Origin of the sequence: Bartonella sp. AC535YNZD (genome assembly GCF_042196625.1) — a bacterium.
In the GTDB taxonomy this organism is placed as follows: Bacteria; Pseudomonadota; Alphaproteobacteria; order Rhizobiales; family Rhizobiaceae; genus Bartonella.
Genome location: NZ_JBHIQP010000004.1, coordinates 94,443 through 116,094 on the forward strand (window position 1 = coordinate 94,443; position 21,652 = coordinate 116,094).

General features: G+C 34.2%; 17 protein-coding genes and 1 pseudogene. 7 read left to right on the plus strand and 11 right to left on the minus strand.

Features of this window, described 5'->3' with window-relative positions; translation table 11 throughout:
• Positions 1-493: 493 nt before the first annotated feature.
• From ACFIM8_RS04030 to ACFIM8_RS04065, 8 genes and pseudogenes are all read right to left on the minus strand, one after another.
• Positions 494-896, minus strand: a pseudogene (locus ACFIM8_RS04030) (hypothetical protein).
• Positions 897-1,047: 151 nt separating this feature from the next.
• Positions 1,048-1,449 (minus strand): hypothetical protein, encoded by a 402-nt coding sequence (locus ACFIM8_RS04035; protein WP_375606682.1) that lies wholly within the window; start codon positions 1,447-1,449, stop codon positions 1,048-1,050.
• A gap of 366 nt (positions 1,450-1,815) precedes the next feature.
• The gene (locus ACFIM8_RS04040) at positions 1,816-2,220 is read right to left on the minus strand and encodes a hypothetical protein (RefSeq protein WP_375606683.1); all 405 of its coding nucleotides are present in this window, start codon (positions 2,218-2,220) and stop codon (positions 1,816-1,818) included.
• A 20-nt stretch (positions 2,221-2,240) separates the two neighbouring features.
• Positions 2,241-2,504 carry a hypothetical protein gene (locus tag ACFIM8_RS04045; protein WP_375606684.1) on the minus strand — a complete coding sequence of 88 codons (264 nt, stop codon included), beginning with the start codon at positions 2,502-2,504 and terminating at the stop codon, positions 2,241-2,243.
• A gap of 1,000 nt (positions 2,505-3,504) precedes the next feature.
• Positions 3,505-4,881, minus strand: coding sequence for an amino acid permease (locus ACFIM8_RS04050; protein ID WP_375606685.1), 1,377 nt, complete (start codon positions 4,879-4,881; stop codon positions 3,505-3,507).
• A 449-nt stretch (positions 4,882-5,330) separates the two neighbouring features.
• Positions 5,331-5,690 carry a hypothetical protein gene (locus ACFIM8_RS04055; protein WP_375614549.1) on the minus strand — a complete coding sequence of 120 codons (360 nt, stop codon included), beginning with the start codon at positions 5,688-5,690 and terminating at the stop codon, positions 5,331-5,333.
• Positions 5,691-6,088: 398 nt separating this feature from the next.
• A complete protein-coding gene (gene hutH / locus ACFIM8_RS04060) occupies positions 6,089-7,627 on the minus strand; it encodes a histidine ammonia-lyase (RefSeq protein WP_375608697.1) in 1,539 nt (512 codons plus the stop codon).
• A 1,313-nt stretch (positions 7,628-8,940) separates the two neighbouring features.
• Positions 8,941-9,717: a class I SAM-dependent methyltransferase gene (locus ACFIM8_RS04065; RefSeq protein ID WP_375614550.1), complete on the minus strand. Its 777-nt coding sequence runs from the start codon at positions 9,715-9,717 to the stop codon at positions 8,941-8,943.
• Between the two features lie 420 nt (positions 9,718-10,137).
• Between ACFIM8_RS04065 and ACFIM8_RS04070 the strand changes: the two genes are divergently transcribed.
• The 4 genes from ACFIM8_RS04070 (at position 10,138) to parE (ending at position 14,620) form a co-directional block, all read left to right on the plus strand.
• The gene (locus ACFIM8_RS04070; RefSeq protein ID WP_375606689.1) at positions 10,138-10,764 is read left to right on the plus strand and encodes a LemA family protein; all 627 of its coding nucleotides are present in this window, start codon (positions 10,138-10,140) and stop codon (positions 10,762-10,764) included.
• A complete protein-coding gene (locus tag ACFIM8_RS04075) occupies positions 10,764-11,615 on the plus strand; it encodes a TPM domain-containing protein (RefSeq protein ID WP_375606690.1) in 852 nt (283 codons plus the stop codon). Before ACFIM8_RS04070 ends, ACFIM8_RS04075 begins: the two co-directional genes overlap by 1 nt.
• 123 nt (positions 11,616-11,738) lie before the next feature.
• A complete protein-coding gene (gene lipB, locus ACFIM8_RS04080) occupies positions 11,739-12,476 on the plus strand; it encodes a lipoyl(octanoyl) transferase LipB (protein ID WP_375606691.1) in 738 nt (245 codons plus the stop codon).
• Between the two features lie 77 nt (positions 12,477-12,553).
• A complete protein-coding gene (gene parE, locus ACFIM8_RS04085) occupies positions 12,554-14,620 on the plus strand; it encodes a DNA topoisomerase IV subunit B (RefSeq protein ID WP_375608695.1) in 2,067 nt (688 codons plus the stop codon).
• Between the two features lie 17 nt (positions 14,621-14,637).
• Here the strand turns inward: parE and recJ are convergent, their stop codons facing one another.
• A complete protein-coding gene (recJ, locus tag ACFIM8_RS04090) occupies positions 14,638-16,422 on the minus strand; it encodes a single-stranded-DNA-specific exonuclease RecJ (RefSeq protein ID WP_375614551.1) in 1,785 nt (594 codons plus the stop codon).
• A 295-nt stretch (positions 16,423-16,717) separates the two neighbouring features.
• On the opposite strand from recJ, the gene rplM reads away from it, so the two are divergent.
• The 3 genes from rplM (at position 16,718) to ACFIM8_RS04105 (ending at position 17,902) form a co-directional block, all read left to right on the plus strand.
• Complete coding sequence (gene rplM, locus ACFIM8_RS04095) at positions 16,718-17,182, plus strand: 50S ribosomal protein L13 (RefSeq protein ID WP_375606694.1); 465 nt, start codon at positions 16,718-16,720, stop codon at positions 17,180-17,182.
• Positions 17,183-17,184: 2 nt separating this feature from the next.
• Complete coding sequence (gene rpsI, locus ACFIM8_RS04100) at positions 17,185-17,670, plus strand: 30S ribosomal protein S9 (RefSeq protein ID WP_015856545.1); 486 nt, start codon at positions 17,185-17,187, stop codon at positions 17,668-17,670.
• A gap of 154 nt (positions 17,671-17,824) precedes the next feature.
• Positions 17,825-17,902, plus strand: a complete 78-nt coding sequence (locus ACFIM8_RS04105; protein ID WP_375608704.1) for a hypothetical protein — start codon at positions 17,825-17,827, stop codon at positions 17,900-17,902.
• A 78-nt stretch (positions 17,903-17,980) separates the two neighbouring features.
• Here the strand turns inward: ACFIM8_RS04105 and ACFIM8_RS04110 are convergent, their stop codons facing one another.
• Both ACFIM8_RS04110 and ACFIM8_RS04115 read right to left on the minus strand, forming a co-directional pair.
• The gene (locus ACFIM8_RS04110) at positions 17,981-18,346 is read right to left on the minus strand and encodes a response regulator (protein ID WP_345096953.1); all 366 of its coding nucleotides are present in this window, start codon (positions 18,344-18,346) and stop codon (positions 17,981-17,983) included.
• Positions 18,347-18,890: 544 nt separating this feature from the next.
• Positions 18,891-19,250, minus strand: coding sequence for a hypothetical protein (locus ACFIM8_RS04115; RefSeq protein WP_375606730.1), 360 nt, complete (start codon positions 19,248-19,250; stop codon positions 18,891-18,893).
• Positions 19,251-21,652: the final 2,402 nt, after the last annotated feature.

The window sequence follows — 21,652 nt, forward strand, 5'->3', positions numbered from 1 at the left end:
TTCTCGTAAGTTCCTATCATCAATGTTTTCAATTCATCAATAAACCACTCTAAAAGATATCATCTCGAAATAGACCATAAAATGAAAAGATATTTACATCAAAATTACTTGCATAACGCTTTAATATCTTCTGATAAAATTTAAAATACAATAAAACACTCACTTTCCTGAAATTAAAAAACATCAAAATAAAATATTTCATCAAACTCATTTCTATAAAAATAATCTATTTATTATCGTTAAAGAGGATATTTTAGCAAAGCTATTCTTTGCCATTTTTTATATTGAATAATCTTCTCTAAAAATGCTAACCATCCCCCAATATTATTATCATCTGAAAATAATACATTGCTAAGCTAGTTTCTAATGAATATAACTATATCGAGGGTAAAAGAGCAGCACTTTTACTCCCTCACCCCTATTAATATTTTCATTGAACTATTACTTTAAAGATGAATATATTTTACTGTTATGTCACTTTTTCAAAACTTTTCTATTTTTTATCATTCTGAAGACGTAACATCAAATCTTGTTTTTGTTTCAAAGTATCATTGTCCATAACCTTCTGATACCCTGCTACCATTAAATTGACTAAAAATGAATCACTTCGCGGTGTTGATGAAAAATAGATTCCCTTTGAATCCTGCAATTTGTACCGATAACCTGCTTTAGTCATACACTCATAAATTGCTGCAAATTCACTTGCACGCGAATCCATATTTTCAGAAGAAACGTAGATTGGTTTCCATCCACATTTTAACAGTGCTTGTTGAACCATAGATTTATTGACACCAGGCTTTTCCCCTCATGCCAATATCGATGGGGGAGATTTACTAACACATCCCACAGAGCTTAAAAAAAATCATAGCACTCAATAATTTCAATATTTTTTTCATTTTCCCCCTCCCTCAATATTTACGATAAAAAAGCCTATAACTCTGTGCTAATTTTTTCACATGTAAGATTGCTAGTCTATTGAGAAAAACAATCCCGCCCCCCTTGCGAGAACAAAAATATAAGGATTATTGATTACAACAGCATCAATATTTAAGGTTGACATTCGGGCTGCTCTTTGTTCTCTTCACAATGAGGACTATTCAAGCGCCTCTCTACACTTCGCTGAGGAATAACAGCATCAGGCTGACAAATTGGAAGATTTTCATACTTTTCACACCACTTTACCCTTCCCAATTTATCTTGGAAACCTGCTTGTATCATGCATGCATTCACAGACTCCTCTGCATTGAATCTCTCATCAGTACTTGTTTCTGTATCAAAACGACCATCAAGATACTGTATTCCACACTCTAACAGAGCTTTTTTTATCTCAAGTTGATCAGCACCAGACTTTTCCCATGCATCTACAGCTGTTTGAGAAGGCTTTTCTGGATAACATCCAGCCATAACAAATAGGGTCATCCCACTTAATAATTTTAAAATCTGCTTCATTTTCCTATCCTTGAATAATTTGATATTATGAAACAATCCATAAATTACTTTACATGCTGTTTTTTCACTTCCAAAATAACGATGAACATTATCAACCTTCATGGTTATTTATCTCTTTCCGATAATTATGCCACCGATATTATATCAAAAATACAGCAAAATTACTACTTAAATCGTATTCTATCAACGTTATGCATATAATTATTCTCAATATTTTGATTACAACCAAGATAGATATTTTATATTATTGCGCCAACAGTTGTAGTCCCCATAAATAAATAGCATTGACATGCTGAATTAAGCCATCCCCACACGGGCATGAGAAACATGAAGGTAGGGATTGTTGATCGTCACAAACAGCAAGACTTAAGGTTTGCATTCAGGTGCATTTTTATATTTTTTACAAAAAGGGCTGTTTAAGCGCTTCTTGACACTGCGCTGTGGAACAACAGCGCCTGGACGACAAATCGGGAGATCTTCGGCTTTATGATTCTCGCACCAAGTCCCTCCCCCCACTTTATCACGAAATCCCGATTGAACCATACAGGCATCAATAGTTGCCCATGCATTGTAGCTGAGTTTTCTGTTTTCTGGATCGGCATCAATAAGGCTTGGCATACCACATTCTAACAAAGCTTTTCCTACCTCAGTAAAATCAGTAACACCATTTTTCTCCCACGTAGCCACCTCTCCTGGAGGAGGTTTATTAAACTGGCACCCAGCTATACCCAATAGAATTATCGCACTTAATAATTTTAAGGTTTGTTTCATTTTTTCCTCCATGATTTAATTCAAGGCTTTTGTTCTAAATGAGATGTGCCATAAAACTTTTGGCATTTCGGACCCGCATCTCCAAGACAGGTATGGGAGCTTATGGGATTCATGATCACTCTCCACCATTCTGTCCACCAGTTACTACCAGCAGGTGCTGTCTCGTAAGTATAGTCATTGCCGCCAATAATTCTGCTTACAAAGTCAAATCTATGCCCATCAAAACCTGTTTCATGCCTCTGTGAATGACCGCTATGATGGTCTGTCATGCTAACAACCGTCATACTTTCTTCCATTACATTGATATCTTGACCAGAAATCAGATGAGAAGCAATAATCGTAGCATCTCATTGTACATCCATATCAACTTTGCCTGTTACCTCAAGGATAAACGGAATCGTTGTTGTGTGTGTTTCAGAGCTATTGGAAGACTTCTCGTGTAAAAAGCCACTTTCCGATGATTGTTTTTTCTGGTCGTAGTGTTCTTGAGCGCCTTTTATGGTAATATTGAATAATTTTGCACCGAAATACAATTGCGGAGTACATTTTGTCCGCCTCCACTTGTAATAAAAACTACTCTCGTATCAATATTATAAAAAATAAGTTTGATCCTTCCTCTTGTGAGAGCAATAATAATAAGAATCGTAAAACTGTCACACGTTCATTGTTCTTTTTAATTTACTCTTCTATGAGATTTTATTGTAATATCTTGCTGCTGTTTATTAAAGTTTTTATAAAAACAATGATACAATGCCTCATGTAACTTTGTTATCCACTATTTTCTACCAACGCCAATTCTCTTTAAGAAAAAAGAATAGAAAAAAAAACTTCACCCCTTCTTTTCAAGAAAAGACATAAAGAACTTTATCTTCGTTTCTAAAAGCAATAGTAATTTTCTAAACAACAAAATTTAAGCAACCAATTTTTTAAAGAGCTTAAAAAAACAATTCTTACAATAACTTCTCTTGTAAAACAGAACTTCATTAATACGTTTAGAAAAAGATATCTGCCTATAATCTTGTATCTGGTAAAATCTATTTGCGCTGTTAGGCATTTTAACCTGAAAGACTTATATTGATAGCACAGCTCACCATCAAAAAACGCCTAATATTTATATGATTTGGTCGTTACCGTAAGCAATGGCTCACAAAAACTTCCAAAGCAAAATAATAACGAGCAGATTTTTTCAATCTAGATTGTTCTAACCTTTAGAGAATAACAATCAAACACCTGTTTTCCTGATGACATCAGCTATTTGTTTTGAGTTTTATCTCTATTCACATTTTATTGCCGTTTCTTTTGCTTAAAATTATAAAGTTTAAGTACATAGAAACAAACAACAAGCCAAGCAATCCAACTAACACCTATAATTAAAACCGGTCGTGTCTCATCAAAATACCATAAGAGAATAAAAATAAAAACCATAAATAAAATAGAAAAAATCGACCCTATTGGCCAAAATGGAATGGGAAATTTTAAACCATTCTGTGCTTCTTTAGGCATCTTAATTCGCATAGAAAATTGTGAAAGTAGAATCATCATCCAAACAAAAACTGTCGCAAATGTTGCCATTGCGGCAATAAGAAAAAAAAGCTTTTCATGATAAAAATAATTAAGGAGAGCACCAAGAAGAAAGATACCGAAGATCATCAAAATAACAAAAACTGGTATACCATTTTTTGATAAATATTGAAACTTTTTTAAAGCATAACCTTCCTGCGATAAACCATGGATCATACGACAAGCACCATACATTCCACTATTCATTGCTGAAATAGCCGCTGTAACAACAACAATATTTAAAATATTTGCTGCATACGAAATCCCAAGATTTTCAAAAATAGATACAAAAGGGCTATCCATAAGACCAATCTCATTCCAAGGATAAAGAGACATTAAAATAGCTAACGTCATGACGTAAAAAAGCAAAATACGAACTGGAGTAGAATTAATTGCCTTTGAAATCGTTTGATGAGGGTTTTGAACTTCCATAACTGCCATGCCAATAATTTCTATGCCACCAAAAGCAAAAACAACAACACTAAAGCAAGCTAAAAAACCAAACCAACCATTGGGAAAAATACCACCATTTTTCCATAAATTATGAACAGTAACGGTAGAAAAATCTGCACCTTCACCCCACCCCCAAAAAATAATTGCTATTCCTAAAATAATCATCGCAATGATAGCTATAACTTTAATAGAAGAGAGCCAAAACTCTAGTTCACCATAGACTTCTACAGCAGCTAAATTAATGCCTGTGATGATTAATGTAATACTCAGTGCCCATACCCAAGGAGCAACATCAGGATACCAAAAACCCATATAAGTCGCAAAAGCTGTAATATCAGCCAAACCAACAAGAATCATCTCAAATACATATGTCCATCCCGTTAAAAAACCTGCTAATGGTGATATGTAATTTGCCGCATAACGAGCAAAAGAACCAGGCAATGGATTATGAAGTATCATCTCTCCTAGAGCCCGCATAACCATAAAAATAGCTAAACCAGCAATACAATAGGCAATCAAAACACTTGGACCCGCAAGCTTAATTGCCTGTGCAGACCCATAAAAAAGACCTGTTCCAATAGCAGAACCAAGAGCTAAAAAAATAACTTGGCGCTTACTCATACCCCGTTTCAGTTCATTTATTGCCATTTCTTTCCTTACTTTTTGAAATGCTGACAATCCACACCACGATAACAGCCCTATGATAAATAAAGCCTCATGTTTCTTTCACAAATATATTTCAAAAAACATCGAAGACCAGCCAGTCCAACACTTTGCTCTAAACAATGAAAAAATACTTTTATTGCGAATTATTCAGCTTTTATAGCCTACAATTTCGTATTATTTTATTCAAATAAAGTGATAATGAATTTTTTCACAATTGTCATTTAATTCATTTCGTATTCTCTAGTTTTTTACAGAGAAAATTAACCTTAATGTAATCTAAACTTTTAGGCTTCTATTTCGGTGCACTGAAATAGAAGCCTAAAAATTCATAACAAACACATTAACTATGCATAAAATTAATTTTTTGTTACTTTAAGCAAACTTTCTTTGAGCCCATAAAACAAACTTTTTATGCCAATTGAATAGCTCAATCAATGATAATACGAATCTCGCAAGTCTTCAAAAGCATGAGAAAATTTATCTACAACCCATCTTTTAAGAACTCCAGCTGTCTTAACGACAAGCTTTCCAATGAAAAAAAAATATACGATAAAAAAAGCATCTTTGATTATTGGTCCGATGATAGCGTTCTCATTACCTCTGGGAATTTGCCCTGAGATAGCAATAAAATCTTTGTTTTTCGCTGAAATAAGAGGCTCTTTCTCTTGAGCCACTATCATAATGAAAACTTCCTCTGGAAAGCTAGCTCTCCTAAAATTTGCATGAATCTCAAGAATTTGAGAGAAAAAAAGAACTGTTATTGAAACACATAATTTAGCACTTTTAAACATTCTTTTCTCCTTTTTTATTTTAAATATCAGAAATGAACTATAAAATTCATAAAGTATTAAAAATAAGAAGAATATAAAATAAAAATTTTATATTTACTTGATACAATACATATATCATAATTTATATTTATAAAAATATAATATCACGAATATATAATTCGTATATATTATTTAACTTATATTAAAATTTCTGATATAAATCAGAAAATATAGGTGCTTTAATTTTATAGTTTCTATAAAATAACAAAATATCTAGTTAACTACAAAAATCAGATATATACAGTAATAAATATACATTTTATTAAATAATTCAAATATAGTATTGCTCCTCTATATTTTCATATGAGAAAGTTTCAAAATTCAATATCCCCCCTTCAGCATTGACCTTAAAACAAATACTATTGAAAACTTAATGAAGGAAAAATTGTTTCTGGTAAAACAGATAATAAATGTCCTTCACGCACAAGTATATGTACTCGATGAAGATCTGGAGCCAGATAGCGATCTTCCTTAAGAGAAGCAACATTTTTTCGTAAACATTCCATAACAGATTGCAAAAAAGTACTTGTTTTTAAAGGTGCACGATATTCAATTCCTTGTGCTGCAACAAGCGTTTCAATGCCAATAAGTGTAAAAAGGTTTTCACTCATGACCAATAACCGACGAGCGCCATGGCAAGCCATTGAAACATGATCTTCTTGATTAGCTGAAGTAGGTGTTGAATCAACGGAAGCAGGATAGGCCATTTGCTTATTTTCAGACATTAAAGCTGCTGCTGTTACTTCAGCGATCATAAAACCTGAATGAAGACCTGGATTATGCGCTAAAAAAGCTGGAAGTCCATAAGAAACAGCTGGATCAACCATAAGAGCAATACGCCGCTGAGAAATAGATCCTATTTCACACAAAGCAAGAGCGATCTGATCAGCAGCAAATGCTACAGGTTCTGCATGGAAATTCCCACCTGATACAACCTCACCATTCCTTAAAATCAAAGGATTATCTGTAACAGCATTTGCTTCAATAATAAGTGTTTTTGCTGCGGCTAACAAAATATCAAAACATGCCCCCATCACCTGTGGCTGGCAACGTATACAGTAAGGATCTTGTACACGCTCATCACCCCGTAGATGTGCTGCACGAATTTCTGAATTCTCTACAAGTTTTTCTAATGTTTTCGATACGGCAATCTGCCCATAATGTCCTCGTAAAATATGGATATCAGGATGAAATGGCGCCGTTGACCCCATGAGGGCATCTGTTGTCAAAGCTCCTGCCAGCAATCCACCACACAATGCCCGATAACCTCGAAAAAGACCGGCAAGTGCAAGGGCTGTTGAGGTTTGAGTCCCATTAATAAGAGCGAGACCTTCCTTTGCCTTTAAAATAATAGGGGACAATCCCGCTTTTTCTAACGCAGCTGCTCCACTCATACGAATATTTTTAAAAAATGCTTCTCCCTCTCCCATCATAACAGCCGCCATGTGAGCAAGTGGGGCGAGATCACCGGAAGCGCCAACAGACCCTTTTTCAGGGATGACAGGAATGACGCCCTTTGCAAGCATATTTTCCAGCAAATTTATCAATTCTAGACGAACCCCTGAAGCCCCTCTTCCTAAAGAGATAAGCTTTAAGCTCATTATCAAACGCACAATATTTTCTGCTAAAGGTTCTCCCACCCCACAACAATGGGACAAAATAAGATTTCTCTGTAAAACAGCAACATTGTCCGTATCAATTTTAATGGAAGCCAATTTCCCAAAACCAGTATTAACACCATACACTGGCTTACTTCCAGCAGCAATTTCAGAAATGCGCTGCGCTCCTTTCTCGATAGCTAAATGCGTATTATTATGAAGTTTACCCACTTCTCCATTAAAATAAATATCTTTAAGTTCACTAAGCGTTACCTCGCCCGGTTTTAGTGTAATCATCATGATTTTCTTTCTTCGTTCATTAAAGTACAATGCTTAACATTATTGATCTTTCTATAAAACAAAAAAACTATAACGACTCTTTAAAGCGATAATGCTTTCTTAAAGGTATTCCTTACAATGGAGTCATTATCCAAAAGTAGAATAGTTGACGATAAATGAAAATGAAATATTGACAAGCACAACCAAAGTAATGGATTTCAAAAATAGATAACACTTTAATTTATAATCATAATCTAGCATGCTGCATATTAAATGAGAGAGCTGAATATCTTAAAACTCTCTCATTCCAAATCTGTGTATGTTGAATAAATCAAAACCATTCGCTTGCACGTAATAAGCGAGATTGGCGTATGGATAAAACTGTAAAAAAGGACTAAAAACTCCTCTTATGAACCGTGTCAAGGGCTGTCGCAACATTGGGAGATGAAAGTGTGGATGGTGCAGGCTTATTCTTTTATGAAGCGTAAAGATGGAAAACTCAATGGATTTATTATCAAGCTATTCTTACTAAACTTATAAAAACCTTAAATAGATAGCTGTCACAATCTATCATGATTGCAAAAATCAAACTCTATAGAAAATTAAAAACTTATTCAACACATCACAACAGAGAAGAAATTGAGCTTATTTGCCACTTCTAAAATTGTATTTAAAGCGCCAGATTAAACCTTGAAAAACACATCTTCAATAAAACCACATAAGACTCGGCCTAACCCGTTATTTAAAATAGAAAATAAAAGAAGTTTTCTTATATCAAAAAAAATAATTAATATATTGTTTTATATTATATCTTTTAAAAAGAGAAATGCTTCATATAGCATATTTATATTTTACTTTTTTGTTATACTGAATCTAAATTTAGAGATAATTTCAAAATGAGTTGTTTTTTTAAGGTTCTTCCAAGCCATTACTTTTTTACTACAAATTTCTGATTATGATAATTTTTTGTACTTTTTCAGTTATTTTTGTCAAAATTTATTAAAAACACTCTCATTTAATAATAAAAAGCAATCATAAAAACAAAGAATTATCAAACATTTCTATTCAATCTACCTCTTTCCATTTTATAAAATAATCTGTTGTTAAACTGCAGTAAAGAAAGCGCTTCGATGCTATAATGCAGAGCATAAGTTTTCTATTTAAACTCTCTCATATTAAATGAACAATGAAAATCAGCGGTAATAAGATGTCAATGTGAATGCTGAAGAAGAAAAAACCTTTCTCCCTCAAAGTCTGCCTTAATAATGCGTTAATTTTCTGAATAGCGCCCACTCTGATGTGCTAAAAGAGCAAAAGCAATCATCGATATCGGATTATCCTGCATACATATAGAGCTCACTTCGATACAAAATCTCCAAATTGCCTTGCACTTCATATTTCTTTATCAATGCGACCAATTGCCGCAAATATTCTTTTCCATGGCTCGCAATAGCGCGTTGCGCTTGCGTTGAAGAGCGGCTCATTCCAATAAAAAATTCAGACGGGATCATCATCGTCCAATTATGCGTATGGAAAGAAATTTTTTCTGCTTTTACCCCAAAGCCATCACTCATTTCCTGTAAAAAATCAAAATTACGATAATAACGGGAATAATTTGGACTCATCTTCTCTAACAATGTCTCATAAGCCTCTAGAAATTCACTATGTTTGAAATCACGATTATTTTGGACAACTGCCATGACACCATTGGCTCGAAGTTGATCTGAAATAGCGCAAAGCAATTTAGGGCGATCCATCCATTGAAATGCCTGCGCTGCAACGATAAGATCTACCTTGCCTATTTGAGGCAATAGATCTTCGGCTCGGCCCTGATACCAACGCACGTTCGGAAATTTTCTTCGTCCCTGCTTAATCATATCTTCCGATACATCAATAGCATGATATTGGTGCTCGTTGCCTAAAAATTTAACAATCCCCTCTAATGCGATGCCTGTCCCAGCGCCTACATCCACGATGGACAAATTCTTTTTGTTCTTAAAAGGAAAGAGCATGGTCTTAAATAAAGTAAGGGGATAGCGAGGACGATAGCGATTATAATCATCAGCCAATCCGTCAAATTTTTCACTTTGCTGTTGGACACTTTCTATCATAGAACTTTGTCTCTCCTTACAGTTGCTGATATACATAATTAAAAAGTATTTTTATCCAATACGTTAAGCATAACTTCTAAAGGAAGAAAATAAGAACTGCCCTTACCTTCTATTTTTCTATAAAATTGATCCTTACATTTTTCTCTTTTCCAATTATTATCTGCACGTTGCGAAATCCAAAACTCCTACGAAAATAATATAATTTTCTGTAATAATAATTGATATAAATATTATTGATCTTTTATAAGATGACATCTATATTACTATTATTATTTTAATATCAACAAGTCACTTAAGCGTACCTAAAACGCATAGAGATATCAATTTATTGATAAATACGCCTGTTTATAAATTTCAAAATACTTTCCACCAAGAAAAAAGACTCTATATAATACATAAAATATCTGTGGAGACATCTTTATGTTAAATGTACAAACTTCTTCAATGTTTAGAATATTAAAACGATTTTCAATTATTATTTTTTTGGTATGGTTAGTGCCATTTTTAAGTGGTTGCGGATTCAATGCGATACCAACAAATGAAGAAAAAGCACACGCCGCATGGAGTGAAGTGCTCAATCAATATCAACGTCGTACAGACCTCATCCCTAATCTTGTAGAAACAGTTAAAGCTTACGCAGCTCATGAACAAAGCGTTTTCACAAATGTAATTGAAGCACGTGCTAAAGCAACGCAAGTCAATATTAATGCAGATATGTTGAATAATCCAGAAATTATGCAGCAATATCTCAAAAATCAAGCAAACTTATCAAGTGCACTTTCGCGGCTTATGGCTGTTGTTGAAAACTATCCGGATCTTAAAGCAAACCAAAACTTTCTTGCTCTTCAGTCACAATTAGAAGGAACAGAAAACCGTATTTCCGTTGCGCGCCGCGATTATATTGAAACAGTACGTGCCTACAATACTGCACTCAAAACAATGCCGACGATGATTTGGGCAAAGTTATGGTTTCGCGATGCTAAACCCATGCCAACTTTTACCATCGATACAGATAGCCAACAAACACCAAAGGTTAATTTTAATTAATGAAACTATTTCGATACTCTTTGCAACGTATTGTATTTCCAAAATTATGGGCTTTTATCTGCTCTCTGTATTTAGTTGCTGCATTGGGAAGTATCGCTTGTTCGCAAATAAAATTTCCTCATTTAACAGGGTATGTTAATGATGTAGCTCATTTGCTCGATAATGCAACCAAGGAAGACTTGATAAAAAAACTGGCAGCACTCGAAGAGAAAACGGGAGATCAAATTGTTCTTGTCACACTCCCTACTCTTTCGGGCAATGATATAGAAACATACAGCAATTCTCTTTTTCGTACATGGGGATTAGGCCAAAAGAAGATCAATAATGGTGTATTACTGGTCATTGCACCAAATGAACGCACAGCACGTATCGAAGTAGGCTACGGTCTGGAAGGAGAACTAACAGATGCCATTTCTTCTGTCATCATTAATAGCTTCATGATTCCTAATTTTCGTGAAGGAAATTATCAAAAAGGGATTGTCGAAGCGGTTCATGCAATTATCAAAGTAATCACACAAAGTGATGCTGATTTTTCTTTTCGAATCAATCAAAAAGCTAAAGCTGTTGAAGAACAACGTAAACAAGCTGAAAAAGAAGAAATGATTATCAATACAATCATGTTTTTCATTCTCTTTATAGTCGTTGGTTTGCCCATTCTTGCAATGATTTTTGGTAAAAAAGTAGGCCCACAAAAGTATCTTTGGATGGGGATTATCTTCACACCTTGGTTTCTTAACTTAAGTGCCGGTGGCAGATATCCTGGTGGAAAGTTCGGAGGTCCTCGAGGTGGAGGGGGATTTAGGGGTGGTGGTGGATCATCAGGTGGTGGCGGTGCAACAGGAAGATGGTAAAACGAGCATATAACGATTTTTTTATAAAATTCATTGCACTTCTTATAAACTATCTCTTAATTTTATTCTTTTTTTATTTTTCTGATTACAATATAAACTCAAACATCAAGATAAATATTACTAATGACATTTGAATTGAAACATACGGATCGTAATCACTTATCACATCATTTTAATGCAATTCTAGGCAATCCACCAGTTGAATGGAAGATAAGTGATCATCTAGTTGAGTATCCTGAAGCTCTGCGTTATATGCAAGAACGTGTAGAAAAAATTCTTGCAAAAACCGCACATGAACAAGTTTGGCTTCTTGAACACCCTTCCCTTTATACAGCGGGGACGAGTGCCAACAAAAAAGATCTTTTAGCACCCCATTTATTCCCTGTTTATGAAGCAGGACGTGGAGGTGAATTTACATATCACGGTCCAGGACAACGTATTGCTTATATCATGCTTGATCTTAAACGCCGAAAACAAGACATTCGTGCTTTCATTAGTGCATTAGAAGAATGGATCATACAGATGCTTGCAAATTTTAATATTAAAGGCGAACGACGAGAAGATCGCGTTGGTGTCTGGATTAAACAGCCTCATTGCCCATCAAAACAAAATGATCTTTCTTCTGAAAATAAAATTGCAGCTATTGGCATTCGAGTGCGCAAATGGATAAGCTTTCATGGAGTTTCTATCAATGTTAATCCTAATTTAGCCCATTATTCAGGAATTGTTCCTTGTGGAATTACAAACCATGGTGTAACAAGCTTTCTTGATCTAGGGTACTCTGTAACAATGTATGATATTGATATCGCTCTCAAACACGCTTTTGAAGAAATTTTTGGTCCAACAATTGATGTTTCCTAAGTGCATTGATTTTTAAATAAAAAACAGGCATAAAATTTATTTTAATAAATATTTTATGAGGTGGATAGTTAAACGCTATGAGCGATAACAACAAGGATCTTTTTAGTGTTTTAAATAAAGCCCAATCTCGGGTAAATACAAAAGAAAGCACTCTGCAGTCTCCAATGAAATCAAAAGCGATGATTTCAAAAAAAAGTGCGAAAGATATGCAAGAAGATGACTATAATGCTCTCTCTATTCGAGTACTTGAGGGGTTAGAGCCCGTACGTTTACGCCCTGGAATGTATATTGGTGGAACAGACAGTAAAGCACTTCATCATTTATTTGCCGAAATTATTGATAACGCGATGGATGAAGCTGTTGCGGGTTATGCAGATTCTATTGAAGTCTCATTAGATAGGAACGGTTATATAACCGTTACAGATAATGGACGCGGTATTCCTGTCGAAAATCATCCTCAAATGCCCGAGAAATCTACTCTTGAAGTTATTATGACACAACTCCACTCAGGCGGAAAATTTGATGGAAAAGCTTATCAAACTGCTGGTGGACTTCATGGAGTAGGAATTTCTGTCGTCAATGCTCTTTCTGATGATATGGAAGTTGAAGTTGCACGAGAACGAAAACTGTACCGCCAACGTTTCTCACGCGGTATTCCTCAATCTGGATTGGAAGATCTGGGAGATGTTTATAATCGTCGTGGTACGCGCGTTCGTTTTCATCCTGATCATGAAATTTTTGGTGAAAAAGCAGCTTTTGATCCAGAAAAAATCTATAAGATGACATGCTCCAAAGCCTATCTTTTTGGTGGCGTAAAAATTCGCTGGTGTTGTGATCCCGTCATACTTGAAGGCGCAAAAAATATTCCTGAAAAAGCTGTTTTTCATTTTCCCGATGGGCTTAAAGACTATTTACTTGCGTCACTAAAAGATGAATATCGAGTAACGTCAGAAATTTTTTCTGGCAAAACACAACAAAATAACGGCCATGGCTGCGTTGAATGGGCGATCGCTTGGCATGGTGGTGATTCTTGTGTGCAATCTTACTGCAATACGATTCCTACAGGAGAAGGCGGAACACACGAAATAGGATTACGCCAAGCTCTTTTGCGTGGATTGAAATCCTACGCTGAGTTAATAGGAAACAAGCGCGCAGCAATTATTACGTCTGACGATATTATGATTTCAACAGCCGCAATACTTTCAGTCTTTATCAGTAACCCTGAATTTGTTGGACAAACAAAAGATCGATTAGCAACCATTGAAGCACAGCGTATCGTTGAGAATGCAATCCGCGATCCTTTTGATCATTGGTTAGCAAATTCCCCACAAGAAGCAACAAAACTTCTCGATTGGGTTATCGAACGTGCTGAAGAACGTGTTAGACGACGCCAAGATAGAGAAATAAGTCGAAAAACTGCTGTCCGTAAATTACGTCTGCCCGGTAAACTTGCAGATTGTAGCCAGAACCATGCTTTGGGTGCTGAACTATTCATTGTTGAAGGGGATTCTGCAGGAGGATCTGCTAAACAAGCAAGAAATAGAGCAAACCAAGCAATTTTACCTCTTCGTGGTAAAATCTTAAATGTCGCTAGTGCTGCACATGAAAAAATGAACTCAAGCCAAACAATTAGCGATCTTATCCTTGCTCTTGGATGTGGAACACGCTCCAAGTATCGTGAAAAAGATCTCAGATATGAACGTATTATCATCATGACAGATGCTGATGTTGATGGTGCTCATATTGCGTCACTGCTCATTACCTTCTTCTTTCAAGAAATGCCTGACCTTATTCATCAGGGACATTTATATCTTGCCGTCCCTCCCCTTTATAGAATATCGCAAGGAGGAAAAGTTGCTTATGCTCGTGACGACATTCATAAGGATGAATTGCTCAAAACTGAATTTACTGGAAAAGCTAAAATCGAAATCGGGCGTTTTAAAGGGCTGGGTGAAATGCGCGCAGAACAACTTAAAGAAACGACTATGCATCCTCAAAAACGTACATTGCTTCGTGTTTCTATTGATGCCGTGGAAATACAAGAAACGAAAAAGACTGTAGAAAGTCTCATGGGAACAAAACCAGAAGCACGATTTCGTTTCATACAAGAAAACTCTACTTTTGCTTCTAATCTAGACATCTAATATAAAAAATATCCCTTTCAAACCACTGCGGCTGCGTCAATCACGCGCAGTTGCGGATTGATCGTTCCATTCCAATAATTCAAACTAAGATGACCAGCTAAATGAATCATTTCACCAATATTTTCAAAAAGAAAATCACCAAGTGATGTCCCTACAGCACGAAAAGCTATTCCTTGTAGTTTTTTTCCTTCAACATTAGATACAATGAGGCGAAGATGTCCTTTACCAACTTCAGATAGATTCACCAGTCGATGAGAGGGAAGAACAAAAACAGGTGTTGCATTCCCTGCCCCAAATGGCCCTGCTTTTTCAAGCAATTCAAACAGCGCTTCATTAACACCGGAAGCAGAAAGAGAACCATCTATACTAAGAGATTTTTTTGCACGCAACTGTGAAACCATTAAAGAAACTTTTTCTTCTAGCCATTTTCGAAAAATTTCAATTTTTGTTGATTGAATTGTAATTCCTGCTGCCATACTGTGTCCCCCTCCTTTTTCTAATAAATTTAATGTAACAGCTTCACGAACGAGTGCTCCTAAATCTATACCATTAATTGAGCGTCCCGACCCTATGCCATTTCCATCTTCTTTCAAAGCAATAGCAAAAACAGGACAAAAAAAACGCTCTTTAAGACGGGAAGCAAGAATACCAATAATTCCTGGATGCCATTCTTTATGAGAAATTACAAGCGACAATGGTATTTCTTGATCTTGATAAAGAGAAGTAATATAAGATTCCGCTTGTGCTAATTGAATGTTCTCCATTTCTTGGCGTTCTTGATTAAGCCGATCTAATTGTTCTGCTATTCTGTCCGCTTCATCTTTATTCTCACAACTAAGCAAACGTGCTCCCAAAGCTTGATCACCAATGCGCCCTCCTGCATTAATTCTAGGACCTAATAAAAAACCTAAATGAAAACTATTAAGCGGCTCCCCTATTCGTGCAACCTTTGTTAAAGCTGTTATTCCTAGATTATGCATAGAACGAGCAACTTGCAGCCCTTTTATCACAAAAGCACGGTTAACCCCCTGTAATGGAACAACATCACATATGGTTGCCAATGCAACAAGATCAAGCATACTGAGAAGATCAGGCAGTTTCCCTTTGAATTGTTTTTTCCGCAGTAAATGATGAACCCAAGCTAATGTAACAAAGACAACACCCGCTGCACATAAATGACCCTGTTCAGAAAAATCATCAGGACGATTAGGATTGACAAGAGCAATAGCTTCTTGATGAATCTCTGACATTTGATGATGATCTAAAATCACAACATCAGCCCCAGCAAGCCTAGCTGCTTTTACGGCATCTGGACTGTTTGCGCCACAATCAACAGTGATAATTAACCGAGCGCCTTCTTGCACAAGCATCCTCATTGCTTGTTCATTCGGACCATAGCCTTCAACAATACGATCAGGAATATAAATTTTGACTTCAATACCAAAATAACGAAAAAAACGCGCTATAAGTGCCGATGAACAAGCACCATCAACATCATAATCACCAAACACAGCAACCTGTTCTTGATTGAAAAGAGCCTTAACAATACGCTCTGCAGCGCATTGCATATCCCTAAAACTTTCTGGATCAGGCATAAGCGTACGCAATGTTGGATTAATAAAAGCAACAGCCTCAGCTTCATCCACATCTCTTGCTGAAAGTACTCGAGCTAGCTGATCTGGAAAACCAAATTTTTGAGAAATAGCGCGCGCATTATTTATCCCTTGAACATCAAGGGCATCTAACCAAGCTTGACCACAAGCAGAAGATTCAACATTGAGAAAATAACGAGGCGACTGCATTATTGTTTATTTTATAATGAAGAACGATAAAATACAATCATGCGTTAAAGATAAAATAGTCTTTTGCAACATTCATTTTAAATTTAAATGATCCACAAACTTCTTTAATATGGTATTATAATACCTCTCTCATAACATGCTGTTTTATAAAGTTTTTATTTTCTCTTGACGTCAATCAAAAGACATTATATCAGAGCAAGTAGTATGCGTTAAATATTTCGCTATGGTAACAATTTTCAACGCAAAACAGTAAAAATTCCCTTATATTAAAAGGGTTCTAATAAAGGATACTTCTATGGCAACTTTTTCACAAAAGCCAACTGAAGTGGTGAAAAAATGGGTTATTATTGACGCAGAAAACCTTGTTTTAGGTCGTCTTGCCACATTTGTTGCGAACCGCTTACGTGGCAAACATAAAGCTACATTTACTCCACATGTTGATGATGGTGACAACGTTATTGTCATTAATGCAGATAAAATAGCTCTCACTGGCAAAAAATATACGGATAAAAAATATTATTGGCATACCGGCTATATTGGTGGAATAAAACAACGTACAGCACGTCAACTTCTTGAGGGGCGTTTTCCCGAACGCGTTATTGAAAAAGCGGTAGAACGTATGATTCCTCGTGGGCCTCTTGGTCGCCGTCAATTGAAGAATCTGCGTGTTTATGCTGGAAACCAACATCCACATGAAGCACAACAGCCTGAATCTCTTGACGTTGGTGCTTTAAACCGCAAAAACAAAAGGATTGCTTGATTATGGCTGAAATTAATTCTCTTTCTGAGCTTAGCATAGTAACAAGTATTACAGAAACACATGAAAATGTTGTTCCTGTTCACGTGCAAAAGCTTGATTCACAAGGACGTGCTTACGCAACAGGAAAGCGTAAAGACGCTGTTGCACGTGTATGGATTAAACCAGGTTCTGGAAAAATCACGATCAACAATAAGGAATTTGACAAATATTTTGCTCGTCCTGTTCTTAGAATGATTCTTCGTCAACCAATTGTTGCAACAAATAGGGATACCCAATTTGATATTATTGCAACCGTTGCAGGCGGTGGTCTTTCCGGACAAGCCGGTGCAGTGCGCCATGGCATTTCCAAAGCTTTAACCTATTACGAACCAGAACTTCGCTCAATCTTGAAAAAAGGTGGGTTTCTTACCCGTGATAGCCGTGTTGTTGAACGTAAAAAGTACGGTAAAGCAAAAGCACGTCGTTCTTTCCAATTCTCAAAGCGTTAATTTCAATTTTTGCAATGCATAAAGCCTCGGACAAAAACGGGGCTTTTTCCCCTACTAAAACAAACTTTTAGATGAATGTAGGAACAAATCTATACCGATTAGAAAAAACAAGAATGCAAAACAACTTCTTCTCTTAAGATAAAAGGCAAGAAAAATAAACCGAAAAAATTCAAAACTTCAGTTTCAATTTTTAAAATCTGTTTTACTAACTTGTAATATATCCACGTGCTGAAGCACAAAAATATTTACGCGACAACTTTAGCAATCTTATAAGCTTTTCAATGCTTTTTCTATCACCACTTAACAAGCTTTAGTCCAAGAAATGCTTTACCATTGTGATAAAATGAGGGACAGAAATAGGCTTTGACATATATTCTTCACATCCACTGGCACGAATTCGCTCCTCATCGCCTTTCATAGCAAAAGCTGTTACAGCAACAACGGGGATTGATCGAAGTTTTTCATCTTCTTTTAATTGTTTAATAACATCTATTCCAGAGACCTCTGGCAACTGGATATCCACAAGGATAAGAGATGGCATTGATGAACGCGCCAAATCTAATGCCATAAGACCATTACGCGTTTCAACGGTTTCATAACCACTCGCTTCTACAAGATCGCGAAATAACTTCATATTAAGCTCATTATCTTCCACGATCATGACTTTTTTTGACATTCGTATAACTCCACCCTTCTCAGATAAAATAGAGAAATAGAAATGAATTCACATTCTCTTTGCTTAAGATAAAATGATAAAATGAATTGTAAACCACAAAGAGATTAAAAGATTCCAATAAAAGCATTTTTGCAAATATTTGTAAGACGCATCGCTATACTTATTCAGTTCATCAACATAAAACCCACAAATAGTCGTAAGATTGTGTGACCTTGTATTTTTTGAGTTGATATACAAAGTTTATGGATATCTCAATTAATGCATTCGCGTTTTCATCATAAAAAAATATCAACCACAAACTTAGCTAAAATGCGCATTTTGAAGAGGAAAAAATTTAAGTAAATTTAAAAAGCAACTGATTAGCTGAATTTAATGCACCATATACTGGCATCCACAAAACAATATCTTAATGATATAAAAGGATAAACTTATCAATGTCATTAAGATTAAAAAAAATAAATAAACCGTGATTAAATATCACGATTTATTTAATATAAAACATTCAATAACAGAATAATTCAAAGTTTATCAAGGATAATATCTTTTAATTCAAAGCCCATGAACTATGAGCAAAAGCATCGAATGTTCTTCCACCTGTCTCTCTGTTAGGACTCGGCGGCTTTCTAGTAAAGAAATATACAAAATATGCGATTAAAGCAAAAATCGCTGTCTCCATCCCCATTAAACCCGCAACTTTTTGGACATTTTTCTCAGCCCCTTGTCCTCCAAACTGGCTAATAATCATACCAACAGCTTTAATAACTCTATTTTCTTGTGTCATTACAGAAATAAAACCAGCATTTTGAAATCTATCATTTAAAGAATCAGCATTGGCTCTTAAAATCTGTGAAAAGAAAATCGCTACTGCAACAAAACATACTATACAATGCTTGAATATTTTCATCATAACCACCTAATTACAATATTTAATAAAATAAATTTTCTTTACTGCCCCTCTAAATAGAAAACATTCCGTTATATATCAATAAAGTATATTTATCTTATTACAATAAAAATATAATACAAAATTTAATTAATAATTTTATTTAAATTGTTATTTTTATATTATATTACACTTGTAATATATCCATTACATGTTTATTTAAGAGTTGTCAATTATTTTATTTGTAATTTATACTATGTAATTTAATGATAAAAATAAATTTATTTTGTTGTTTTTATTATAAATTTAGATTTATTATCATAACTATTATTATTATTTTATAATATAAAAATATCAATATATTGTTTTTTAGTTACACGCAATGTTTTTATTTTTTTATATAATATAGTAAAATAAATATTTTTATAAAATAATTTTTCCTTAGTATAGATTAAGAAAAAATATTTGCCCCAGCTACAATTAGCGTAAGCACCAGCTTAATTCTTTGATTGAAAAAGCTAAATTAAGTAAGATAAGGGATAACTTTGGTAAATGCGCCAAATCTAATGCCATAAGCTATTACACATTTCAACGATTTCACAGCCATACGTTTCTACAAAAACGTGGAATAATTTTAATAAAGTTCATTGTCTTCCACAATTATAACTTTCTAACATTAATATAATTCCACAACTTTAAGATAAAATAGAGAAATAAAAATGAATACACCTTCTTTCTAACCAAGATAAAATGATTAAAAATATAAATCATAAAAAATTTAATAATGTCCAATAAAAGCATTTTTGCACAAACCTTTGTAATGCTAATCGTTATACTTCTTCAGTTTATCAAAATGATAATCTAGAATAGCCGTAAAATGATGTGATCGTATATTTTTTGAGTTAATATGAAAAATTTTATGGATATTCAAATCAGCTCATGCCCCTTTTCATCTTAGAAAAGATATCAATCACGAAAATTAGCATAGATATATATTTTGGAAAAAATTTAAATAACGTTGATATGGATAGATTATTTGCTAGCAAACAATCTTCTCTATTAAATCAGAGTGTTCACTACTGTGATATTTTAATCTCAATCACGACAATACTTCAATAACAGTTTAAAATATAGATTCACTATAAGCTTAAAATAAAAATTTTGGAATTGATCATACATACAATGAATGAACCATAAAATACAAAAGTAATCATAACACTAGAAAATGAAAAAGCTTATCACTCTTGTTCACTATTCCTTCCTCTCTCATTTTTTCTGTGTTATTTTTAAAGTCTTGTAAAAATATGAATTACATGCAAAAAAATTAGCCCTTTGTAATCTCTACGCCATCAATCACATTAGTTTTATTAATGATAAGCAATAACATCTGTATAGCTCTAAGCTTAGAGAACAACACCAGATTAAAGTATCATTTTTATTTATTGTAAAAGAGGATGTAAAACTCCATTTTTCTCTTATCATTGTTAAGAAAAATTGAAAAATGAGCTTATTAATATTAAAAAAATAGAAAATAATTTTTTACAAAATAATATCTTATTTAATTACTGTTTAAAATAACCCATTTAAAATAATATAAATATATTATGTTTATATTGTATGTGTTTAAATTGTATATTTCTAATTAAATAATAATATTTATAATAACACTAAAATATTACATAATAAATATCTTTCTATTAAATAAAATCATAACATGAAATAATAAATTCACAATAAAATTAAGTATAATTCTCTTAGTTTACCAGTACAACAAATAAATATATTTAATTATGTTATTGAACTCAGTTGCATTACCATCGTTTTTGCCCGCTTTGCTTAGTGGATCCTTTTATTTCCAAGCAATTATTAACTGAATTTTGACTGCTCAGCATGCTGAAAAATCTCTATGTGATTGTTGTCTTGATAATTGCTATCATGTTGTTTGGCGAAGCTCTTAGCTTTCTATCGGGCAACTTAAAAGCTTTATTCTGTCAATTTTCTTATTGTTTAAGCAAAAACTCATCCACGTAATAATATATTGAATGTACCAACAAAATCCGCACGAATAACCACATTTTGCACATATAAAAATTACCCATCTTTGACAATTTTTTAGCATTATAAACGTAACAAAAATAAATTTTGCTCAGATGAGAAAACACTACTAATATTGTACACCATCTTACCATTGGCTTGTGTCATCAAGCAGCCATCTAAACTCAAACTAATCTAAAACCAAGAAATTTAATTCTCTGATTTTTATTGTAAATTCTTTGCTCATAGCTATAGAAATACAACTGATTTTATGCATGAATATGTCTAATAAAAATCCTCATGTGTAAATTTTACATGCCCTATACCACCAGCATAAATAACGATAATCTACGCTATAATAGAATTATTCACTCAATTTTTTATTTTTA